Consider the following 22,903-nt stretch of genomic DNA (forward strand, 5'->3'; position numbering starts at 1 on the left):
ACAAGACAAAAAAGCCTGCGCCGTTTTCGACGGCACAGGCTTTCTTTCAGGGGCCTTCCTGTCGAGCGTTACGTGCCGAGCGCTGGATCGCTCATGCCCGGCTTGCCTGTCTCGACGTGACCAGCAAAGCGGCGCAAGAACGACGCATCGCTATCGACGGTGATCGTCAGGTCGTACCAGCCGTGCACGTGACGCAGATCGAGGTACACAGTGTCGCTGTCGCCGCCGCGAACCGTGTGCTTGACAGGACTGCCCGCATCGTACGCATTGACGATCGTGAACTGGCAGCGCGCATTGCCGTCGTTCTTCAGGCGCAACTGCAGATTGCCGTTTTCGACATCGTAGCCTTCGACGACTTCCGGTTTCGCCTGATCGTGGCTGTTCCAGAAATGCTGCGTCGTCTGCGTGCCGGCGAAGCGGCGCAGGAAGCCGTTCGGTCCGTGCACCGTGAAGTCGTATGTGCCGTCGGCATTCACGTTGAGCTGGTCGACAAGGCGCTTGTTCGCTTCGACCGTGTACGTGCGCGGCGCATTCGCGCTCATCGCCGCGAACACGAGGAAGTTCGCACCGGCCTTGCCTGTATTGACGAAGCGCATCGACAGCTTGCCGCTGCTGCTGTCGTCGATGCGCACGAACAGTTCGTACGGCACGGCGCGCGCGGGACGCACGCCCTGTTCCTGCTTCGGCACCGAGCCGACAAGGGGCGGCACGGGAATATAGTCAGCGTGACGATTCTGGTCCTGCGGCTTGTATGAGGTCGTCGACGGCAGCGCGGGGAGCGCATCGTTCGGATTGTCGAAGTTGAACGCCGACGTCAGATCGCCGCACACCACGCGACGCCACGGCGAGATGTTCGACTCCGACAGGTTGTGCCCATGCCCGAAGCGCTTCTCGATGAAGCGGATCACCGACGTGTGATCGAACACTTCCGAGCACACCCAGCCGCCCTTCGACCACGGCGACACGACGAGCATCGGCACGCGCGGTCCGAGGCCGTACGGACCGGGCGCATACTTGCCACTGTTGCCGCCCGGATAGATTTCGTTTGTCGTATCGACGGTCGAGAGGCCATCGGCATTCGACGACGGTGCGAACGGCGGCGACACGTGATCGAAGAAACCGTCGTTCTCGTCATAGTTGATGAGCAGCACCGTCTTGCTCCACACGTCGGGGTTCGACGTAAGAATCTGCAAGACCTGATCGACATACCACGCGCCGTAATTCGCAGGCCAGTTCGGGTGCTCCGAATAGGCCTCGGGCGCGACGATCCACGATACCTGAGGCAACTGATTGCTCTGCACATCCTGACGCAGCACGTCGAAATACGTGCCGCCCGCCGATACGTTCGTACCCGTGCGAGCCTTCTCGTACAGCGGACTGCCGGGCTGCGCGTTGCGATACTGATTGAAGTAGAGCAGCGAGTTGTCGCCGTAGTTGCCGATGTACGGATTTTCCGTCCAGCCCCACGAGCCGTTCGCGTCGAGACCCGTGCCGATGTCCTGATAGATCTTCCACGAGATGCCCGCGGCTTGCAGCACTTCCGGATAGGTCGACCAGCCGTAGCCCAGCTCCGAGTTGTCGACGACGGGGCCGCCGCCCGAGCCGTCGTTGCCGACCCAGCCGGTCCACATGTAGTAACGGTTCGGATCGGTCGCGCCCATCAGCGAGCAGTGGTACGCGTCGCAGATCGTGAACGAATCGGCAAGCTGATAGTGGAACGGGATGTCATCGCGCGTGAGATACGCCATCGTCGTCGTGCCCTTGTACGGCACCCACTGGTCGTTGCGGCCGCCGTTCCATGCGCCGTGCGTCGTGGGCCAGTCGTGCGGCAGGTCCTGCAGGAACTGCAAGCCGAGATTCGGCGCAGTCGGACGGAACGGCAACACTTCGCCAACGCCGCCAAGCCCCGGCTGATGCCACACCGGCTTGCCGTTCGGCAGATTGATCGCGCGCGTATCGCCGAAACCGCGCACGCCTTTGAGCGTGCCGAAGTAGTGGTCGAACGAACGGTTCTCCTGCATCAGCACGACGATGTGCTCGACGTCGCGGATACTGCCCGTCTTGTTGTTGGCGGGAATCGCAAGCGCGTTGCGGATGCCGAGGGGCAGCATGCTCACTGCAGTCGCGCTGCCGGCTGCGTGGGCGGCGGTGCGTAGAAAATCACGGCGGTTCTTTGAGGTCATGTTGGCTTCGATCGTGAAGAAAGAAACGGAAAGGGACGGCTTCCATGCGGGGGCGAGAGCCGTGCGGGCAGAACTTAATCGACAGTGTGAATCACGGGTGGTGCGAGTACGACGGAATCCGTTGCGCTGGCGCCGGCGGCGGATGCAGCCTGCTGTGCCCGCGCGGATGTTGACTGCGGGCTTTGAAGCGAAGGGTTCGGCGGTAAAGCTGACTGCGATGGGACGGCGTTGAAGGCCGTCGCGAGGGACGGTTGCGGCTGACGCTGCTGCCGTTGTTGCTGTTGCTGTGCCTGCGATGCATCGTTGGAGGCGCCGTCGCTGCATGCCGCAACCGCAATCGATGCAGCGACGACCGCGAGTGCAGGGTGCAAACGCTTGCGTCGCTGGCTACGTGCTGCGGCGTGCGGTGCGGGCATCGTCATCCTCCGGCATCAGGGTGAGAGCCGCGAAAGGATAGCCAGCGCGTATGTAGGTATTGTGAAGCGGAAGATGGGAAAAGAAGTGCAGACGGAAATGCGCTGCATGAGATGCAGCGCATGTTCAGTGTGACGGTTCAATGACTTGTGTGCGTTATCGGCACGTTGTCCACAGGGTTGGTCACGGATTCTGTGGAGAACTTCAATGCATGTTTGCTATTCGGCGGGGCGAAAAGGAAAGGCCTGCTGCCGGATGAAACCATCGGGAACATAGTCGCCGACGACTCCATACTTCCCCGGAGAGCGGCGGCCCGTCCTTACGGCCGTGCCGAACAGATAATCGATGAACGCGAAATGTGCAGCGTAGTTCCGGTCGATCGCTTCATCATCGGAGGAGTGGTGCCGGTGATGGAAATCCGGCGTGACGAAGATATAGCGCAGCGGGCCCCACGGAAGACTGACGTTCGCGTGATTGAACACGGCCTGGAAGCCGACCACGATGATGTACGCATCGATGACCACCTTGTCTAAGCCGAGCGCGAACAACGGACCGAGCACGACGACGCGCGTGCTGACCAGTTCGAAAATATGCTGGCGCGACCCCGCGAGCCAGTCCATCGACTTCACACTGTGGTGCACCGCGTGAAAGCGCCAGAGGAACGGTACTTCATGATAGGCGCGGTGCGCGGCATATTCGGCGAGGTCGGCGACGAGCATGCAGAGCAGCAACTGCGGAACGAAGGAAATCTGCTGCACCATGTGTTGGAAATGTGCATTGACCATCCACTCGAACGCGCGATGAATCATGAAGTTCACGATCAGCAATGCAAGGCCGATGATGAAGTGATTGACAGCGAAATGCATCATGTCCGTTTGCCATTCGGCGCGAAACACGGGCTGTTGTCGATGCAAGGGAAATACTTTCTCGAGCAGCACGAAGATCGTAGTCGAGCCGAGCAGATCGAGGATGAACCAGTCGACCCCGATATACGGCGTGTGACCCGGAAAATTGCCGACGGGCACGCGCGAGCCGCCGAGCGCGACAGCGGCGATCACGAACATGAACGCGAGTGCATTGATGTGCCGCCGGTTGTCGATCGCGATGCTGCCGAGCGCAAGTCCACCCGATACGATCAGTGCAGTGAATAGGACGTGGCGCATCAGGTCCACCGAGTAGACATGGCGCAGTTCAGGCGTCGTCAGGTACTGAGGGTAGTGAAATGCAAGCACGCCGAGCAGTGACAGGAAGCTGACTACAAGCGCGAGAATTGTGGCGATGAGACCGTTGCCGAACACGAGTTCGCCGTGGCTCACGAGCAGCTTTCGGGTGGAGGCGACGACGGCAGGTGCTCCTGTGCTGGGCGTTTCGGCTTGTCTGGAGTCTTGATTCTGATCGCGATTCATATTGTCGATGACACGTTAGTGCGCATCGACGGTAAGCGGGGAGAGGCCGTGACGCGCGAATGGTCAGGCATCCTATACCGTTAAGCCAGGCTGCGGATGGGTGCGACTGTGAATATTGGTCAAGAAGGCCAACGGCACTGCTGGTAAAGTGCCGTCGACCGCTTCATCTCAACGTGATGAACTCGCGTGTACCTTTGACGTGGCCTGCGTTGCGCGCGGCGTCAGGTCTGAAAAGGGCCGCTGTGCTTGTTGACGAATGCGACGATCGCATCGTTGAGCGCTTGCGGCGCGTCGCGATGAGGCGAGTGTCCGCATTTATCGAGCTTCGTCAGTTGCGTCTGCGGCGCGTGTTGCGCGATGGTGTCGATCTGCATCATCGTGCCGTAGTGATCATCGTGACCTTGCACGGCGAGCAACGGGCAGCAGATGCGCTTTAGTTCATCGACGATGCTCCACGACCGGAACGCCGCGCTCAGCCACACATCGTTCCAGCCATAGAACGCCGAATCGATATCGTCGTGATAGCGGGCGAGCCTGCTGCGCAGGTCGGACTGTTCATACGCCGTCTTCGCGTCGGCAATGCTCGCAACGGAAATGTCCTCGACAAAGACGTGCGGTGCAATGACGACGGCGCCCGCGAGTGCATCGGGAAAGGCGGCAGCATAAAGCAGCGTGATCGAACCGCCGTCGCTGTGACCGATCAGCCACATGCATTGTCTTTCCTGCGCGCTGACACCGAGTGCATCGAGCAGCCCGGGCAGTACATCGCGGGCCTGCACTGACATGAAATCGACGGGTAGCTTGACATCGTGCGGACGCGGCGTCGAACGGCCGTAACCCGGGCGCGAGTACACGAGACCACGCATGCGGAGTCTGTCGCACAGCGCCTGAGGCCAGTCTTTCCACATCGCGACCGACCCCAGCCCTTCGTGCAGGAACACGGCCAGCGGCGCATCGACAAGACGCGCGTTGAGCCAGCGGTATTCGATCTCCAACGCGCCGCGTTGCCCATTGGCAGGCAATGCAATCGACGCACTCTTTGCGTCGTCGCGCAAGGTCGTGACAGGTTCGGACATTCCGTTCATCAGCCGATTGGCTGTTCTCGCAGTTTGAAGCGTTGAATCTTACCCGTTGCTGTCTTCGGCAGATCGTCGACGAAGACGATATCACGCGGATATTTGTGCGGCGCCAGCTTGCCCTTGACGAATGACTTTAGTTCATCGGCGAGTGCATCACATGCATCGGCACTTTGCTTCAACACGACGAATGCACGCGTTTTCACCAGACCGCCGTGATCGACGCCGACGACGGCCGCTTCGAGGACGGAAAGATGTTGCACGAGCACCATCTCGACCTCGACAGGCGATACATACTGTCCGCTGACTTTCAGCATGTCGTCACTGCGGCCCGCGTATTGATAGCAGCCGTTCGGCAGACGGCAATACTTGTCGCCGCTGCGGATCCACTCACCCAAAAACGTCGCGCGAGACTTCTCGCGATTGGACCAGTACATCAGCGCCGCGCTCGGTCCTTTGATGAACAGATCGCCCACTTCACCATCAGGCACGGGATGACCCGCTTCGTCGCGCAGCTCCACTTCATATCCGGGCACGGGACGGCCCGTCGTTCCGTATTCCACTTCACCCGCGCGATTCGACAGGAAGATATGCAGCATCTCGGTCGAGCCGATGCCGTCGAGAATCTCGCAGCCGAAATGCGCGGTGAACCGCTCGCCGATCTCGCGCGGCAGCGCTTCGCCCGCCGACGCGCAGATGCGCATGGCGACCTGCTCGCGCGGCGGCAGATTGGGCGAGACCAGCATGTTCGCGTACAGCGTTGGCACGCCGTAGAAGATCGTCGGGCGATGTTCGACGAGACGCCTGAAGATCGCGTCGGGTGTCGGCCGCTCGGCCATCAGCACGGCCGTTGCGCCGACCGAAAGCGGAAACGTCAGTGCGTTGCCGAGGCCATATGCAAAGAACAGCTTGGCGGCCGAGAACACGACATCCTGTTCGCTGATGCCGAGTACCGGTTTCGCGTAAAGCTCGGCAGTCCAGTACAGGTTGGCGTGTGTGTGCACCGTGCCTTTCGGCTTCCCCGTTGAACCCGATGAGTACAGCCAGAACGCGATGTCGTCTCCGCTACATGCATTCGGTTTCAACATGGGCTCGGCGCCGTCGACCAACCGGTTCAACATGTATTCCGGTGGCAAATCGACCTGCACTGGCTGCGAGACGACTAGCAGGCAGCCATCGTGTTCCGCTTCGCGCATCGCCTTGTCGACGTTCGGCAGCAGTGCGCCCGATGCGATCACGGCGCGAGCGTGACTGTGCATGAGCATGTACAGATAGTCTGCGGCCGTGAGCAGCGTGTTCGCGACGACGGGTACGACACCCGCGTATAGCGCGCCGAGAAACGCGATCGGCAGTTCGGCGGTGTCGAGCATCACGAGCAGGATGCGCTCTTCGGGATGCACGCCGAGCGAGCGCAACGCGGTCGCGAAACGGCGCGCGCGGTTTTCGAGTTGCGCATAGGTGACGACGCTCGCGTCGTCGATGTAGGCGGGCTTGTCGGGGCGCACGTCGTTGAGGCGGAACAGATGCGACGCGAAGTTGAATTGCGCGGGCGGCGCTTCGACTTTTGGCGAGGGCTCGCTCGGGCGCGATTCCAGCAAGGCTTCCATGTGTCCTCCGACGTAGTGAGGCGGCGTGCGTATTAGTGCAGGTGGGGCGTGGCTGGATGCGGTCTCAGGCGCTCGACGAGTCCCGCGTGAATTCGATTGCACCTTGCGGCAGCAGATAGAGCACGAGCGCCTGTCCGTGCGCAACGGTCGGCCGATGTGCGCTGCCGGGTCCATAGACGCACCAGCCGGCGGGGTGGCCGTCGAATGTTGCGCTGTCGGTGAGCGGCATGATCAGATCGATTTCGCCATTCGGATGCATGTGATGTGGACCGGCAATGTCCTGCATGTCGACGACGTCAACGGAAAAACCGTGCGTGTCGGGTGTCGGCTTGATGACGCGGCCGTAGCGGATGCCGCCGTGCTCGCGGTTGCACAGCCAGCCTTCGGCGACACCTGTGCGGCATGCGTCGGCAAGCTCGCGGTACGTATCGCTACCGGAAGGCCATGTCGCGTTGAGCCACGTCGCCAGCGACGCATCGAGCGGACGGGCCGCGAGTTGTGCGGTAACGCGCGCAATCAGATGCTGAAATTCCCGAGGGGACATGCTTGCCTCCTTGTCGACGGGAGTTAGCGCTTTAGCTGTCGGTTGAAGTTAGTGCTTCAGCACTTACTCCAACCCCATGCAGAGCACTTACTCCAGTCCCATGACCATCGCCCAGAGTTCACGCCTTATCGCCTCGTTCCGGTCCTATGCATCCGCGATCGACCCAGCGTCGGCGTGTCGACCGGGCTCGCACGCTGGCACATCTTCCGGGCTCATGCCCGCTCCGATCACATGCAGGATGTCGATCGACACGCACCTTAGTTCATGTGGCGTGCGACCGATCGTCTCCGATTTCGCCTATGCCATCTGGACGAAGGCACGCGGCGTTGTTATTGGGTCGATATGCGGCGAAAATTAACCGTTCACCTCGTGTGTGTCAAGCACTATAGTACATATACCTATGCGATGAGGGCTCGCGACATGAATCAAACTTACTCTGTGGTGGCGGCAAGTGCAGCGCCGTCCCCGGGCGCCGACGACGAAGCGCCGAAAGCCGAACGCGAAGAGCGCGACCCGTTTCTGACGGCGATGGGCGAGCGGGTGCGCCTGCTGCGCGCGCGGCGCGGCATGACGCGCAAGACGCTGGCGGTGGAAACGGGCCTGTCCGAGCGGCATCTGGCGAATCTCGAATCGGGTCTCGGCAACGCGTCGGTGCTGGTGCTGCGGCAGATCGCGGCCACGCTGAACTGTCCGCTTGCCGAGGTGATCGGCGACGAAACCACGTCCTCCGCCGAGTGGCTGCTGATCCGCGAACTGCTGCAGGGCCGCGACCAGGCGGCATTGCAGCGCGCCCGCGTCGCGCTGTCGGAGATGTTCGCGCAGGCGCCGCGCGACCCGCACCGGAAGGACCGCATCGCGTTGATTGGCCTGCGCGGCGCGGGCAAGTCGACGCTCGGCCGCATGCTTGCGCAGGAGCGCAAGGTGCCGTTCATCGAGATCACGCGCGTGATCGAGCAGATGGCGGGTTGCCCGCCGTCGGAGATCCATTCGCTGTACGGCGCGAGCGCTTATCGACGTTACGAGCAGCGCGCGCTCGAAGCCGTCATCGGCGAGCACGAGCGCGCCGTGATCGCATCGCCGGGCGGGCTCGTATCCGAGCCTGGCACATTCAACATGCTGCTCGCGCACTGCTTCACCGTCTGGCTGCAGGCGAGCCCCGAGGAGCACATGCGCCGCGTCGTCGCGCAGGGCGATCTGCGGCCAATGGCGGGCAGCAAGGAGGCGATGGAGGACCTGAAGCGCATTCTCGCGGGCCGCAGCGAACTGTACGGCCGCGCCGACATGAGCTTCGACACGAGCGAGCGCACGCTGGCCGACGCCTATCTGCAACTGCGCGACCGGCTCGCGGCACGGTTGGCGGCCGAACTGGGCGATGAAGCGTGATGCACTCGGGCGTCATCAGGCAGCGCTCGCGCGCCAGGGATAACCCGATAACATGAAGTAAAGTGCTTTACATGCCTGAGACGGTGCACTATTGTTCGTTAAAACAATCTGTACCCGTCTCAGGAGCCGCCCCATGTCCTCAGCCATGTCTTCAGCAGACGCCGCTATCACGCGAGTCGACTACCGCACCGATCCCGCGCAGTACAAGCACTGGAAGCTCTCGTTCAACGGTCCGGTGGCGACGCTCGGCATCGACATCGCCGAAGACGGCGGCATCCGCGACGGCTACAAGCTGAAGCTCAATTCATACGACCTGGGCGTCGATATCGAACTGCACGATGCACTTCAGCGCATCCGCTTCGAGCATCCCGAAGTGCGCACGGTCGTCCTCACGAGCATGAAGGACCGCGTGTTCTGCTCGGGCGCGAACATCTTCATGCTCGGCCTTTCGTCGCATGCATGGAAGGTCAACTTCTGCAAGTTCACGAACGAAACGCGCAATGGCATCGAAGACTCGTCGCGTCATTCCGGCCTGAAGTTTCTTGCAGCCGTCAACGGTGCATGTGCAGGCGGCGGATATGAACTGGCACTCGCGTGCGATGAAATCTATCTGATCGACGACCGCTCGTCGTCAGTCGCGCTGCCGGAAGTGCCGCTGCTCGGCGTGCTGCCGGGTACGGGGGGCCTGACGCGCGTCACCGACAAGCGCAAGGTTCGGCACGACCGCGCCGATATTTTCTGCACGCTGGTCGAAGGCATTCGGGGCGCGCGGGCCAAAGAGTGGCGGCTCGTCGACGAAATCGTGAAGCCGAACCAGTTCGAGCAGGCGATCGCGGCGCGTGCACTGGAACTCGCGCAACAAAGCGACCGTCCCGCGGACGCGAAGGGCGTGACGCTCACGCGCATCGAGCGCACGGAACGTGAGAGCGGCCTCACGTACGCGACGCTCGATGTCACGATCGACCGTGCGAAACGCACGGCCACTTTCACCGCGAAAGCGCCCACGACCGATCAGCCCACCGATATCGAAGCGATCATCGCGAAGGGCGTGAACTGGTGGCCACTGCAGTTCGCGCGCGAGCTCGACGATGCGATCCTGTCGATGCGCACGAACGAGCTGGAGATCGGCACGTGGATACTGAAAACGGAGGGCGACGCGCGCGCGGTGCTTGCCGTCGATGCGACGCTGCTTGAGCACAGGGACCATTGGTTCGTGCGCGAAACGATTGGCCTCTTGCGCCGCACGCTCGCGCGCATCGACGTGTCGTCGCGTTCGCTGTTCGCGCTGATCGAGCCGGGTTCGTGCTTTGCGGGCACGTTCGCGGAATTCGCATTCGCCGCAGATCGCACGTATATGGCCGCGCTGCCCGCCAATGAGGACGAAGAGCCTGCAATCACGCTGTCGGAGGTCAACTTCGGCCTGTATCCGATGGTCACGCATCAGTCGCGCCTCGCGCGGCGCTTCTATGAAGAAGCCGGGCCGCTCGACGCCGCGCGCGCGAAGATCGGCCAGCCCGTGAAAGCGGTGGAAGCCGAGCGTTTGGGTCTCGTGACGGCCTCGCCGGACGATATCGACTGGGCCGACGAAATCCGCATTGCGCTCGAAGAACGCGCGGCGATGTCGCCCGATGCGCTGACGGGCATGGAAGCGAATCTGCGCTTCAATGGGCCCGAGACGATGGAGTCGCGCATCTTCGGCCGGCTGACGGCATGGCAGAACTGGATTTTCAACCGGCCGAACGCGGTGGGCGAGAAGGGCGCGCTCAAGGTGTACGGCAAGGGCAGCAAGGCGCAATTCGACGTGTCGCGCGTTTGAGCGCTTTAGCCGCCACGTCATCGCACGCACATCGACACAACGACACGAAGCCTCTCGCCGGACAACACGCACTGCGCTCAAGGAACCGACATGTCCACGATCAACTACAGCGACAAGATTCCCAACAACGTCAACCTGGCCGACGACCGCGCGCTGCAACGCGCGCTCGAACAATGGCAGCCTAACTTCCTGTCATGGTGGGGCGACATGGGACCGGACGGCTCGCACAACTTCGACGTCTATCTGCGTACCGCGATCAGCGTCGACCCGGGCGGCTGGGCGCACTTCGATTACGTGAAGATGCCCGACTATCGCTGGGGCGTTTTTCTGTCGCCCGGCGAGCAGGACCGCAAGATCCATTTCGGCGAGCACAAGGGTGAAGCCGCGTGGCAGGACGTCCCCGGCGAGCATCGTGCGAACCTGCGCCGCATCATCGTCACGCAAGGCGATACGGAGCCGGCGTCCGTCGAACAGCAGCGTCATCTCGGCCTGACGGCGCCGTCGCTGTACGATCTGCGCAACCTGTTCCAGGTGAACGTCGAAGAAGGACGTCACCTATGGGCGATGGTGTATCTGCTGCATCGCTATTTCGGCCGCGATGGCCGCGAGGAAGCGGAAGCGCTGCTCGGCCGACGCTCGGGCGACGAAGACAATCCGCGCATCCTCGGCGCGTTCAACGAGAAAACGCCGGACTGGCTCGCGTTCTACATGTTCACGTATTTCACGGACCGCGACGGCAAGTTCCAGTTGAGCGCGCTCGCCGAATCGGGCTTCGATCCGCTCGCGCGCACGACGAAGTTCATGCTGACGGAAGAAGCGCATCACATGTTCGTCGGCGAGTCGGGCGTGTCTCGCGTCGTGCAGCGCACCGCTCAGGTGATGAACGAACTGAAGACGGATGACGTCAACAAGCTTCGCGCAGCGGGCGTGATCGATCTGCCGACCATCCAGCGCTATCTGAACTTCCACTACTCGGTGACGATCGATCTGTTCGGCGCGGATCAATCGTCGAATGCGGCGACCTTCTATAGCTCGGGCCTCAAGGGCCGCTATGAAGAAACGAAGCGCGACGACGATCATCAACTGGGCGGCCTGAACTACAAGCTGCTCGACGTCGAAGACGGCAAGCTCATCGAGCGCGAAGTGCCGATGCTCAACGCGATGAACGAAGTGCTGCGCGACGACTACATCAAGGATTCGATGGCGGGTGTCGCGCGCTGGAACAAGGTGCTTGAGAAGGCCGGCATCGACTTTCGTCTGAGCGTGCCGCACAAGGCGTTCAACCGGCAGATCGGCACGTTCGCGGGCACGCATGTCTCGCCCGATGGCCATGTGATCGGCGACGCCGAATGGGCCGCGAACGAATCGAAATGGCTGCCGACTGCGGAAGACCGCGCGTTCGTCGCATCGCTGATGGGGCGCGTCGTCGAGCCCGGCAAATTCGCGAACTGGATCGCGCCGCCCGCGATGGGCATCAACCGCCAGCCCGTCGATTTCGAATACGTGCGCTTCAACTGAGCGCGGCGCAGCGCCATGGCAAAAGGGCAAGAGGGCAGGAGACAGCAATCATGAACGCGCCTGTATCGATCGAAATCCTGAAGCAGCATCTGATCGATCCGGAGATCTGCATTCGCTGCAACACGTGCGAAGAGACCTGCCCGATCGATGCGATCACGCACGACGGCACGAACTACGTCGTGAAGCCGGACCTGTGCAACGCCTGCATGGCGTGCGTGCCGCCGTGCCCGACGGGCGCAATCGACAACTGGCGTTCGGTGCTCAAGGCCGACGCGTACAGCATCGACGAGCAGTTCACATGGGACGTGTTGCCCGAGCAGGGAACGATGGCGCCGCCGCCATCCGTCGAGTCGCAAAACGGGGCATCTGCGAGCAGCGACCATACCGATGAAGCGGAAGGCATCGAGGTCGATACGGTGCGCGGTGCGGTCGTGCCGCCGTGGTCCGCGGCGCGTCCTTATGTGAATCTCTACACGCACAGGAATCCGACGACGGGGACCGTCGTCGGCAACTATCGGCTCACCGATGAAGCGACGCAAAGCGACATCCATCACATCGTGATCGATTTCGGTCAGATGCCGTTCCCGGTGCTCGAAGGGCAGTCGATCGGCATTCTGCCGCCCGGCGGCACGGCCGATGGACGCGCGCATCACGCGCGGCAATATTCGATCGCGAGTCCGCGCGACGGTGAACGCGCCGGCTACAACAACGTGTCGCTGACCGTCAAGCGCGTGACGCAGGACTACGAGGGCAATGCGACGAACGGCGTGTGCTCGAACTATCTGTGCGACCTGAAGAAGGGCGATGTCGTCAATGTGATCGGCCCGTTCGGCAGCACGTTCCTGATGCCGAATCATCCGAACTCGCATCTGCTGATGATCTGCACGGGCACGGGCTCGGCGCCGATGCGCGCGATGACGGAGTATCGCCGCAGGCGCAGGCTGAAAGGCGCAACAGGCAAGCTGATGCTGTTCTTCGGCGCGCGCACGAAAGAAGAGCTGCCTTACTTCGGCCCGTTGACTAATCTGCCGAAAGATTTCATCGACACGAACCTCGCGTTTTCACGCACGCCCGGCGAGCCGAAGCGCTATGTGCAGGACGCGATGCGCGAGCGCTCCGCCGACGTCGCGCAGATGCTCAAGGACGACAACACGTACATCTACGTGTGCGGATTGAAGGGCATGGAAGACGGCGTGCTGCAGTCGCTGCAGGATATCGCCGGGCAGCACGGTCTCGAATGGGACACGTTGTGGCAGAAGCTCAAACGCGAAGGGCGCCTGCATCTGGAAACGTATTGAGCGCGTCAAAGAGAAGCGCGTGACTGAAGTGACTGAAGTGATTCAAAGCACTCATGTCCTGGCAGACGGAGACCTGGCGCCGCACGCGCGAATCACGAGTTGCACGACCTGTTCCGTCGCCGCATCGAAGGCCTTTTGCGACAATGCCCGTTTGCCGCCCAGCGCGCGTATCTGCGCATCGAAATCCGCGTAGTGCTGCGTCGTCGCCCAGATCATGTACATCAACGTCTGCGCATCGACGTTCGCGAGCAGTCCGCGCGCGATCCAGTCGTCGATGACTTTCACGCGCGTGTCGAGCCACGGCTTCACGCGTTGATCGAGGATGTCCTGCATGTGTCCGGCGCCATGGATGATCTCGTTCGCCCACACCTTCGAGCCGAGCGGCCGCCGCCGCGACAGTTCCATCTTCGCGCGCACATAGCCGCCGATCGCTTCGACCGGGTCGTCGCTGCCTTCGAACGTGTTCGCCGCGCGATGCCAGTCTTCGAACAGGTCTTCGAGCACGCGCCGGTAGAGCGCGAGCTTGGTCGGGAAATAGTAGTGGACGTTGGCTTTCGGTAAGCCTGCACGCTCCGCGATCATTGCCGTACTCGCGCCTTCGAAGCCTCTTTCCGCAAAGACCGCCTCGGCGCACGCCAGAAGATGCGCTTCGTTGCTCTCGCGAATGTGAGCCTTGCGCCGCCGCAAAGGTCGCGCCGCTTCGTCGTGATCCGTCTCGCTCACCGCTGCGTCTTCCACTGGCTTGTCGTCTTTCATCGTTGACCTCGCGCGGTCCGGTGCCGCGTCGCGCTTCATTCTAGCCGCTTGTGCTCGCGACGGCATGAACATTGTCGTCAGTCCGCGGCCGCAACGAGAGTGCGTTGCTGCGTTGCGATGGGCATGCTTCTCGCTCTGTTCCTGTCCGCACGAAAGAGATTGATTTGCTGATTTTGATCGACTACAACCTGTCCAATCGGACAGGATCCGCAACGCGCCCGATGGCACCGACCGATGGGGACACGAACGCATTCGCGCGATGCATGCGACGCGTGCATCGATGCCCCAAAGCGAATCCGCTGACGAAACCGATGCACCAGTTTCACGTCGTCGCGAGGCGTCGCAAGGCCCTCGCGCCTGAACTGCAACGCGTGTTGATCCAGAGGAGCAAGACGAATGAATGCGGTATCCGAAGCGTTGAAACAGGGACTCGATACGTCGATTGCCGTCAACGGAAAGCGGCTGTGGGACAGCCTGATGACGATGGCGAAAATCGGCGCGACACCGAAGGGCGGCGTCTGCCGTCTCGCGCTCACCGACCTCGACAAGCAGGGCCGCGACCTGATCGTCAGCTGGGCGAAGGAGGCGGGCTGCACGGTGAGCGTCGATCAGATGGGCAACGTGTTCATGCGGCGCGCGGGCACGAACCCGGATGCGTTGCCCGTGATGACGGGCTCGCATGCCGACTCGCAGCCGACGGGCGGCCGCTTCGACGGCATCTACGGCGTGCTGGGCGGGCTCGAAGTGATCCGCTGCCTCAACGATCGCAACATTCAGACCGAGCACCCGATCGAAGTCGTGATCTGGACCAACGAGGAAGGCTCGCGCTTCGCACCGGCGATGGTGGCATCGGGCGTGTTCGCGGGCGTCTTCACGCTCGACTATGGCCTGTCGCGCAAGGACGTCGACGGCAAGACGATCGGCGAGGAACTGAAGCGCATCGGCTATGCGGGCGACGTGCCGTGCGGCGGGCGTCCGCTGCATGCAGCGTTCGAACTGCACATCGAGCAGGGGCCGATACTCGAAGCGGAGCAGAAGACGATCGGCGTTGTCACCGACGCGCAAGGGCAGCGCTGGTACGAAATCACGCTGACGGGGCAGGAAGCGCATGCGGGCCCGACGCCGATGCCGCGCCGCAAGGATGCATTGCTGGGCGCAGCGCGCGTCGTCGATCTCGTCAACCGTATCGGCCTCGATCACGCGCCGCTCGCGTGCGCGACGGTCGGCATGATGCAGGTGCATCCGAACTCGCGCAACGTGATTCCCGGCCGCGTGTTCTTCACCGTCGATTTCCGTCATCCCGACGATGCCGTGCTCGCGAAGATGGACGCCGCGCTGCGTGAAGGCGTCGCGAAGATCGCGGGCGCGATCGGCCTCGAAACGCAGCTCGAACAGATCTTCTACTACGAGCCCGTCAGATTCGACGCGGCATGCGTGAAGTCCGTGCGCGCCGCTGCCCAGCGCTTCGGTTACTCGCATCGCGACATGGTGTCGGGCGCGGGCCATGACGCGTGCTATCTCGCGCAAGTCGCGCCGACGTCGATGGTGTTCGTGCCGTGTGTCGACGGCATCAGTCACAACGAAATCGAAGACGCGACGCCCGAATGGATCGAGGCGGGCGCGAACGTGTTGCTGCACGCGATGCTGGGGCGCGCTTGCGAGCCCGCATCGTAAAGCCATAACGCCTCAACGCTTCACTGCTTTGACCATAAAACACATGCCATCCCGGCTTCGCTGATGCGAAGCCGGCAGGCACGGCTACGTCCTCACTTTGACGAAGGAACGCGTATGGCCATCAAGCAAACCGGCGACATCGCGGCACAGCGTTTGTCGTCCGAACAGCTTTCGTGCGAGTTCGCAGACATCGCGCCGCTGCTGGATGCGACGGCAGCCGCCGCGGCCGCGAGCCGCTGTCACTACTGCTACGACGCGCCATGCGTGCAGGCCTGTCCGACGCAGATCGACATACCCGGCTTCATTCGCAAGATCGGCAATGGCAATCTGAAGGGCGCCGCCACCGATATTCTTTCGGCCAATCCATTGGGCGGCATGTGCGCGCGGGTCTGCCCAACCGAGATCCTTTGCGAAGGCGCGTGCGTGCGCAATCACCAGGACGCGAAGCCCGTCGCGATCGGCGCGTTGCAACGTCACGCGACGGATTGGGCGATCGCGCGCGATGCCGTGCAGTTCAGGCGCGCGGCCGATAGCGGGCGTCATGTGGCCGTGGTCGGCGCGGGGCCGGCGGGGCTCGCGTGCGCGCATCGTGTTGCCGTGGCGGGCCATCGCGTGACGATCTACGACGCGCGCGACAAAGGCGGCGGCCTCAACGAATACGGCATCGCCGCATACAAGACCGTCGATGACTTCGCGCAGCGCGAAGTGCAATGGCTGCTGTCGGTCGGCGGTATCGAATTGAAGACGGGTGTTGCGTTGGGTCGCGACGTGACGCTCGACGCGTTGCGCCAACAGCACGACGCCGTGTTCCTCGCAATGGGCCTCGGGGGCGTGCGTGCGCTCGAACTCGAAGGCGAGTCGCTCAGCGGCGTGATGAATGCCGTGGATTTCATCGAGCAGGTGCGTCAGGCGAAAGACCTGTCGACGGTGCCCGTCGGACGTCGCGTGGTCGTGATCGGCGGCGGCAATACGGCCGTCGATGCCGCCGTGCAAAGCCGCAAGCTCGGCGCGACGAGCGTGACGATGGTGTACCGGCGCGGCGTCGAATCGATGAGCGCGACATGGGCCGAGCGCGAGTTCGCGCAGACGCAGCGCGTGACGCTCGTCACGCATGCAAAGCCTGTACGTCTGATCGCCGGCGATGGAACGGTGACGGGCGTCGAGTTCGAACGCGTCGCAAGAGAGGGCAGCGTGGAGCGCTTCATCGTCGAAGCCGACATGGTGCTGAAGGCGATCGGTCAAACGCTCGTGCCCGTCGGTCTCGATCGTGAATTGCTGACGCTCGACGGAAGCCGCATTGCGGTCGATGCGGACATGCGCACGTCGCTGGACAAAGTATGGGCGGGCGGCGATTGCGCGGCATCGGGCGGCGTCGATCTGACCGTGCAGGCCGTGCAGGACGGCAAGCTCGCGGCGGCGTCGATCGACGCGGCGTTCGCGCTCGCAGCTGTGAAGGCCGCCTGAAACGCACACGCGCAACGTCACAACACAACCGAATTCCACGGAGCCGATCATGGCCGATCTACGTTGCACGATTGCCGGCATCAATTCGCCGAATCCTTTCTGGCTCGCGTCCGCGCCGCCGACCGACAAGGCGTACAACGTGAACCGCGCTTTCGAAGCCGGCTGGGGCGGCGTCGTGTGGAAGACGCTCGGTCTCGATCCGCATGTGGTCAATGTCAGTTCGCGTTACGGCGCGGTTCAGTGGAACGGCCAGCGTATCGCGGGCCTCAACAACATCGAGCTGATCACCGATCGGCCGCTCGACGTCAATCTGCGCGAAATCACCCAGGTCAAGCGCGACTGGCCCGACCGCGCGCTGATCGTGTCGTTGATGGTGCCGTGCAACGAGCGCGACTGGAAATGGATTCTCCCGCTCGTCGAAGACACGGGCGCGGATGCCGTTGAGCTGAATTTCGGCTGTCCGCATGGAATGAGCGAACGCGGGATGGGCTCGGCTGTCGGCCAGGTGCCCGAGTATGTCGAGATGGTCACGCGCTGGGTCAAGGAGGGCACGAAACTGCCGTGTCTCGTGAAGCTCACGCCGAACATCAGCGATATCCGCATGGGCTCGCGCGCCGCTTACAAAGGCGGCGCGGGCGGCGTGTCGCTGATCAACACGATCAACTCGATCGTCGCCGTTGATCTCGACCAGATGGCGCCGATGCCGACCGTCGACGGCAAGGGCACGCACGGTGGCTATTGCGGCCCCGCCGTCAAGCCGATCGCGCTGAACATGGTCGCCGAAATTGCGCGCGATCCGCAGACGCCCGGTCTCCCCATCTCGGGTATCGGCGGCATTTCGTCGTGGCGCGACGCGGCGGAGTTCATCGTGCTCGGCGCGGGCAGCGTGCAGGTGTGCACGGCGGCGATGCATTACGGCTTTCGCATCGTCGCTGATCTCGCGGACGGCCTGTCGAACTGGATGGACGAAAAGGGCTACGCGACGCTCGACGACATTCGCGGCCGCGCGGTGCCGAACGTCACCGACTGGAAGTACCTGAACCTGAAGTACGACATCAAGGCGCGCATCGATCAGGACAAGTGCATCCAGTGCGGTCTGTGTCACATCGCATGCGAGGACACGTCGCATCAGGCGATCACGCGCGAGAAGGACGGCAAGCGCCATTTCGAAGTGATCGACGCGGAGTGCGTCGGGTGCAATCTTTGCATGCATGTGTGCCCAGTCGAGCAATGCATCACGATGGAGCGCGTCGACAGCGGCGAGTACGCGAACTGGACCACGCATCCGAACAATCCGGCACGCGTCGTTGCGGATGCACCCGAATCAGGCCGCGCGCAAGCCGATGCGCAGCACGCGGCGAAAGCAGCCTGATTTGCTGGCCGTCTTCCGGCCCGACGCGTTTCGACGAATCACATGAGAGAACGCGTGGGCTTGCCAAATCAGCCATCAGTCAATGAGCAGTCAACGAGCGATCAAGTGGAGATCCCCCGATGAAGCAGACAGCGCAATCCGCCGACGCGCCGCACGGCAGCAGTCTCTATAACGACGACCTCGCGCCGACGGGCCCCGCGCAGCGCACGTGGAAGTGGTATCACTTCGCGGCGCTGTGGGTCGGCATGGTGATGAACATCGCGTCGTACATGCTCGCGGCCGGTTTGACGGAAGAGGGCATGTCGCCGTGGCAGGCGGTGCTGACGGTCCTGCTCGGCAACGTCATCGTGCTGGTGCCGATGCTTCTGATCGGACATGCGGGCGCGAAGCACGGCATACCGTATGCGGTGCTCGTGCGCTCGTCGTTCGGCACGCAGGGCGCGAAGCTGCCGGCGATGCTGCGCGCGATCGTCGCGTGCGGCTGGTACGGCATCCAGACGTGGCTCGGCGGCAGCGCGATCTATACGCTGCTCAACATTCTGACAGGCAACGCGCTGCACGGCGCGGCGCTGCCGTTTCTCGACATCTCGATTGCGCAGCTCGCGTGCTTTCTCGCGTTCTGGGCGTTGCAGATCTACTTCATCGTGCACGGCACCGATTCGATCCGCTGGCTCGAAAGCTGGTCCGCGCCGATCAAGGTCGTGATGTGCATCGCGCTCGTGTGGTGGGCGACGTCTAAGGCGGGCGGCGTCGGCTCGATGCTGTCGGCGCCTTCGCAGTTCGCGCCGGGCGGCAAGAAGGAAGGGCTCTTCTGGGTCACGTTCTGGCCGGGCCTCACGGCGATGGTCGGCTTCTGGGCGACGCTCGCGCTGAATATCCCCGACTTCACGCGCTTTGCGAGAACGCAGCGCGACCAGATCGTCGGGCAGTCGATCGGCTTGCCCGTGCCGATGGCGTTGCTGTCGGTGATCTCGGTTGTCGTCACGTCGGCGACGGTCGTGATCTACGGCAAGGCGATCTGGGACCCGATCGACCTGGCGAGCCGCATGACGGGCATCGGCGTCGGCATCGCGCTCATCATCCTCACGCTCGATACGATGTGCTGCAATCTCGCCGCGAATCTCGTCGGTCCCGCGTATGACTTTTCGAGCCTGTGGCCGAAGGGTATTTCGTATCGCACGGGCGGCCTGATCACCGCGACGATCGCGATTGTGATGATGCCGTGGAAGATTCTCGCGACCACGCAAGGCTACATCTTCACGTGGCTCGTCGGGTACTCGGCGCTGCTCGGACCCGTTGCGGGCATCCTGATGGTCGATTACTTCCTGATTCGCGGCACGCGGCTCGATCAGCGCGAACTGTTCGACGAAAACGGCGAATACAGCTACACGGGCGGCTGGAACATGGCTGCTGTCGTCGCGCTCGTGGTCGGCGTGCTGCCGAATCTGCCGGGCTTTCTGCACACGGCGTTTCCAGCGTCGTTCCCGAACGTGCCCGGGTTCCTCAATACGCTCTACACGTATGCATGGTTCGTGGGACTCGCACTCGCGTCGATCGTGTACGGCACGTGGATGAAGCTGCGCCGCAGTCCTGGCGCGAGCATGGCGAATGCATGAACACGCGATTGATTTAACGGAGGAGGCAACCGATGACAACCCTGATTCGCGGCGGCACCGTGATCGATGCCGACCGCACGCATAGAGCCGACGTATTGATCGCGGACCCGCAGGACGGCGGCACGATCCTGCAGATCGACCGCACGATCGATCCGCCCGAGGGCGCGAAGATCGTCGACGCGCACGATCAGTACGTGATGCCCGGCGGCATCGATCCGCACACGCACATGGAGCTGCCGTTCATGGGCACGACGGCGAGCGACGATTTCTATACGGGCACGGCGGCGGGCCTGTCGGGCGGCACGACGAGCATCATCGACTTCGTGATCCCGAGCCCAAAGCAGCCGCTCATGGATGCGTTCAGGCAATGGCGTAGTTGGGCCGAAAAGGCATCGGCGGATTATGGCTTTCATGTGGCAGTCACGTGGTGGGACGAGTCGGTGTATCGCGACATGGGCACGCTCGTGCATGAGCACGGCGTGTCGAGCTTCAAGCACTTCATGGCCTACAAGAACGCGATCATGGCGGACGACGAAGTGCTCGTGAACAGCTTCTCGCGTTCTCTCGAACTCGGCGCGCTGCCCACGGTACATGCGGAGAACGGCGAGCTCGTGTTCCAGTTGCAGAAGCAACTTCTAGCGAAGGGATTCACGGGGCCGGAGGCGCATCCGTTGTCGCGTCCGCCCGAAGTGGAAGGCGAGGCCGCGAATCGCGCGATTCGCATTGCGCAGGTGCTCGGCGTGCCTGTGTACATCGTGCACGTGTCCGCGAAAGAGGCCGTCGAAGCAATCTCGCGCGCGCGCAACGAAGGGCAGCGTGTCTTCGGCGAAGTGTTGCCCGGCCATCTCGTGATAGACGAATCCGTGTATCGCGACCGCGACTGGACGCGTGCCGCCGCGCATGTGATGAGCCCGCCGTTTCGCACGAGCGAGCATCGCGAGGCGTTGTGGCGCGGCCTGCAATCGGGTCAGCTCCATACGACGGCCACCGACCATTGCGTGTTCTGCGCGTCGCAGAAAGCGATGGGCCGCGAGGACTTCACGAAGATTCCGAACGGCTGCGGCGGTGTCGAGGACCGGATGTCGGTGCTGTGGCACGAGGGCGTGAACCGCGGACGCATCACGCCGAACGAGTTCGTGCGCATCACATCGACGAACGCTGCGCAAATCTTCAACCTCTATCCGCGCAAAGGCGCGGTGGAGGTCGGCGCGGACGCGGACCTCGTCATCTGGGACCCGGCCGCGACGAAGACGATCTCGGTGAAGACGCATCATCAGAAGGTCGACTTCAACGTCTTCGAAGGGATGACGGTGCAGGGCGTCGCGATGCACACGTTCACGCGCGGCGCGCATGCATGGGCCGACGGCGATCTGCGTGCTCAGCGCGGCGCGGGTCAGTACCTGAAGCGCCCGCCCAATGCCGCGTACTACGACGCGGTGCGGGTCGCCAACAAGCTGAAGGAGCCGCATCCCGTCGAACGCTGAACCGCATCTGGGCACTGAACCTCGATCGGGCTCGATCTGGCTGCACGACACGAACGGCCGCTTCGCCTCGCAGGGCAGGAGCGGCCGTTGCTATTTTCGGTTATGCTTCCGGCCTCGCTGCGGGAGCGGCTTTCGATGCACCACAGCGCGCCGTGCAAGGAACGGGTAAGGACGGCAACAACGGGAGCGGCAGATCGACGCCGAAGCCATCGCGAAGCGATAGCAACGAATACGCAGACGCAACGCGACGACGAAGCAAATCGACGTGCTGCACGTCAACGCCCCATGCAGCGCAAGGATTCCCGTGCGTCCGTATACTTGCGCATTGCCAACCTCTCTGTTTCGGTCCAGTTTATTCCGCCGCGGCATATATATAAGCCTTCAAATGCGTTGTGGAAATAAGGACCGTTTGCTACAGTCCGCCCACGCTGCCGGACGGGTGTTCCGGCAGACGCACGCACAACCGGATAAAACGAACCTCGGAGCACACATCATGAAGTCGATTCGATCCCTCCTGCTGATCGGCCTGCTGCAAGTCGCGACGGCCACGGCCGCGTTCGCTGCCGACGACCTCTCGAAGATCAAGTCCGCCGGCGAGATCAAGTTCGGCACGGAAGGCACGTACGCGCCGTTCACGTTCCACGATGCGTCGAACCAGCTGACGGGCTTCGACGTCGAAATCGGCCGCGCGATCGCGCAGAAACTGGGCGTGAAGCCGGTGTTCGTCGAAGGCAAATGGGACGGCCTGATCGCCGGTCTCGACGCGAACCGCTACGACGCCGTGATCAACGAAGTGGCCGTCACCGATGCGCGCAAGCAGAAGTACGACTTCTCCACGCCGTACATCACGTCGCACGCGGCGCTGATCGTGCGTGCTGACAACAGCGCGATCAAGACCTTCGACGACCTGAAGGGCAAGAAGTCGGCCAACACGCTGACCAGCAACTTCGGCAAGATCGCTGCCGCGCACGGCGCTGAAGTGGTCCCCGTGCAGGGCTTCAACGAATCGATCGATCTGCTGACGTCGGGCCGCGTCGATGCGACGGTCAACGACTCGCTATCGTTCCTCGACTTCAAGAAGCACAAGCCGGACGCGAAGGTGAAGATCGCCGCGATCGACACGTCGTCGGATAGCTCGGACAAGTCGGCGGTGCTGATCCGCAAGGGCAATCCGGAACTGCAGGCCGCGATCAATAAGGCGCTCGCCGATATCAAGGCCGACGGTACATACGAGAAAATCTCGAACAAGTACTTCGGCAAAGACGTTTCGCAATAAGCAAGAAGGGCGAGCC

At 62.7% G+C, this 22,903-nt stretch carries 17 protein-coding genes; 11 read left to right on the forward strand and 6 right to left on the reverse strand.

Annotated features, from left to right (window positions below):
• Positions 1-68: 68 nt before the first annotated feature.
• A complete protein-coding gene (locus BMW76_RS30575; RefSeq protein ID WP_090872036.1) occupies positions 69-2,183 on the reverse strand; it encodes a phosphocholine-specific phospholipase C in 2,115 nt (704 codons plus the stop codon).
• Here BMW76_RS30575 and BMW76_RS41375 point away from each other — a divergent pair.
• A complete protein-coding gene (locus tag BMW76_RS41375; protein WP_177200538.1) occupies positions 2,110-2,415 on the forward strand; it encodes a hypothetical protein in 306 nt (101 codons plus the stop codon). The genes BMW76_RS30575 and BMW76_RS41375 overlap by 74 nt on opposite strands.
• A gap of 400 nt (positions 2,416-2,815) precedes the next feature.
• Here BMW76_RS41375 and BMW76_RS30585 read toward each other — a convergent pair whose 3' ends face one another.
• The 4 genes from BMW76_RS30585 to BMW76_RS30600 form a co-directional block, all read right to left on the reverse strand.
• The gene (locus BMW76_RS30585) at positions 2,816-4,003 is read right to left on the reverse strand and encodes a sterol desaturase family protein (RefSeq protein ID WP_090872038.1); all 1,188 of its coding nucleotides are present in this window, start codon (positions 4,001-4,003) and stop codon (positions 2,816-2,818) included.
• 221 nt (positions 4,004-4,224) lie between these two features.
• On the reverse strand, positions 4,225-5,079 hold the full coding sequence (locus tag BMW76_RS30590; RefSeq protein ID WP_245763435.1) for an alpha/beta fold hydrolase: 855 nt from the start codon (positions 5,077-5,079) through the stop codon (positions 4,225-4,227).
• An 8-nt stretch (positions 5,080-5,087) separates the two neighbouring features.
• Positions 5,088-6,686, reverse strand: a complete 1,599-nt coding sequence (locus BMW76_RS30595; RefSeq protein WP_090872041.1) for a benzoate-CoA ligase family protein — start codon at positions 6,684-6,686, stop codon at positions 5,088-5,090.
• Positions 6,687-6,750: 64 nt separating this feature from the next.
• Complete coding sequence (locus tag BMW76_RS30600) at positions 6,751-7,230, reverse strand: DUF4863 family protein (RefSeq protein WP_090872043.1); 480 nt, start codon at positions 7,228-7,230, stop codon at positions 6,751-6,753.
• A gap of 420 nt (positions 7,231-7,650) precedes the next feature.
• On the opposite strand from BMW76_RS30600, the gene BMW76_RS30605 reads away from it, so the two are divergent.
• The 4 genes from BMW76_RS30605 to boxA all read left to right on the forward strand — a co-directional run bounded on the left by BMW76_RS30605 (position 7,651) and on the right by boxA (position 13,245).
• Positions 7,651-8,613, forward strand: coding sequence for a helix-turn-helix transcriptional regulator (locus tag BMW76_RS30605; RefSeq protein ID WP_090872045.1), 963 nt, complete (start codon positions 7,651-7,653; stop codon positions 8,611-8,613).
• A gap of 133 nt (positions 8,614-8,746) precedes the next feature.
• Positions 8,747-10,429, forward strand: coding sequence for a 2,3-epoxybenzoyl-CoA dihydrolase (gene boxC, locus BMW76_RS30610; RefSeq protein ID WP_090872046.1), 1,683 nt, complete (start codon positions 8,747-8,749; stop codon positions 10,427-10,429).
• Between the two features lie 90 nt (positions 10,430-10,519).
• Positions 10,520-11,947: a benzoyl-CoA 2,3-epoxidase subunit BoxB gene (gene boxB, locus BMW76_RS30615; protein WP_090872048.1), complete on the forward strand. Its 1,428-nt coding sequence runs from the start codon at positions 10,520-10,522 to the stop codon at positions 11,945-11,947.
• A 50-nt stretch (positions 11,948-11,997) separates the two neighbouring features.
• Positions 11,998-13,245, forward strand: a complete 1,248-nt coding sequence (boxA, locus tag BMW76_RS30620) for a benzoyl-CoA 2,3-epoxidase subunit BoxA (protein WP_090872050.1) — start codon at positions 11,998-12,000, stop codon at positions 13,243-13,245.
• Positions 13,246-13,296: 51 nt separating this feature from the next.
• Here boxA and BMW76_RS30625 read toward each other — a convergent pair whose 3' ends face one another.
• A complete protein-coding gene (locus tag BMW76_RS30625; RefSeq protein ID WP_090872052.1) occupies positions 13,297-14,040 on the reverse strand; it encodes a TetR/AcrR family transcriptional regulator in 744 nt (247 codons plus the stop codon).
• Between the two features lie 357 nt (positions 14,041-14,397).
• Here BMW76_RS30625 and BMW76_RS30630 point away from each other — a divergent pair, with 357 nt between their 5' ends.
• From BMW76_RS30630 to BMW76_RS30655, 6 genes are all read left to right on the forward strand, one after another.
• Entirely contained in the window at positions 14,398-15,675 is a 1,278-nt protein-coding gene (locus tag BMW76_RS30630; protein WP_090872054.1) for a Zn-dependent hydrolase, read from the forward strand.
• A gap of 114 nt (positions 15,676-15,789) precedes the next feature.
• Positions 15,790-17,139: an NAD(P)-dependent oxidoreductase gene (locus BMW76_RS30635; protein ID WP_090872056.1), complete on the forward strand. Its 1,350-nt coding sequence runs from the start codon at positions 15,790-15,792 to the stop codon at positions 17,137-17,139.
• Positions 17,140-17,188: 49 nt separating this feature from the next.
• On the forward strand, positions 17,189-18,511 hold the full coding sequence (gene preA / locus BMW76_RS30640) for an NAD-dependent dihydropyrimidine dehydrogenase subunit PreA (protein ID WP_090872058.1): 1,323 nt from the start codon (positions 17,189-17,191) through the stop codon (positions 18,509-18,511).
• 119 nt (positions 18,512-18,630) lie between these two features.
• Entirely contained in the window at positions 18,631-20,127 is a 1,497-nt protein-coding gene (locus tag BMW76_RS30645) for an NCS1 family nucleobase:cation symporter-1 (protein WP_090872060.1), read from the forward strand.
• 32 nt (positions 20,128-20,159) lie between these two features.
• Entirely contained in the window at positions 20,160-21,611 is a 1,452-nt protein-coding gene (hydA, locus tag BMW76_RS30650) for a dihydropyrimidinase (RefSeq protein WP_090872062.1), read from the forward strand.
• A gap of 493 nt (positions 21,612-22,104) precedes the next feature.
• Entirely contained in the window at positions 22,105-22,887 is a 783-nt protein-coding gene (locus BMW76_RS30655) for an amino acid ABC transporter substrate-binding protein (RefSeq protein ID WP_162497881.1), read from the forward strand.
• Positions 22,888-22,903 lie beyond the last annotated feature (16 nt).

The organism is Paraburkholderia diazotrophica (genome assembly GCF_900108945.1).
Taxonomy (GTDB): Bacteria; Pseudomonadota; Gammaproteobacteria; order Burkholderiales; family Burkholderiaceae; genus Paraburkholderia; species Paraburkholderia diazotrophica.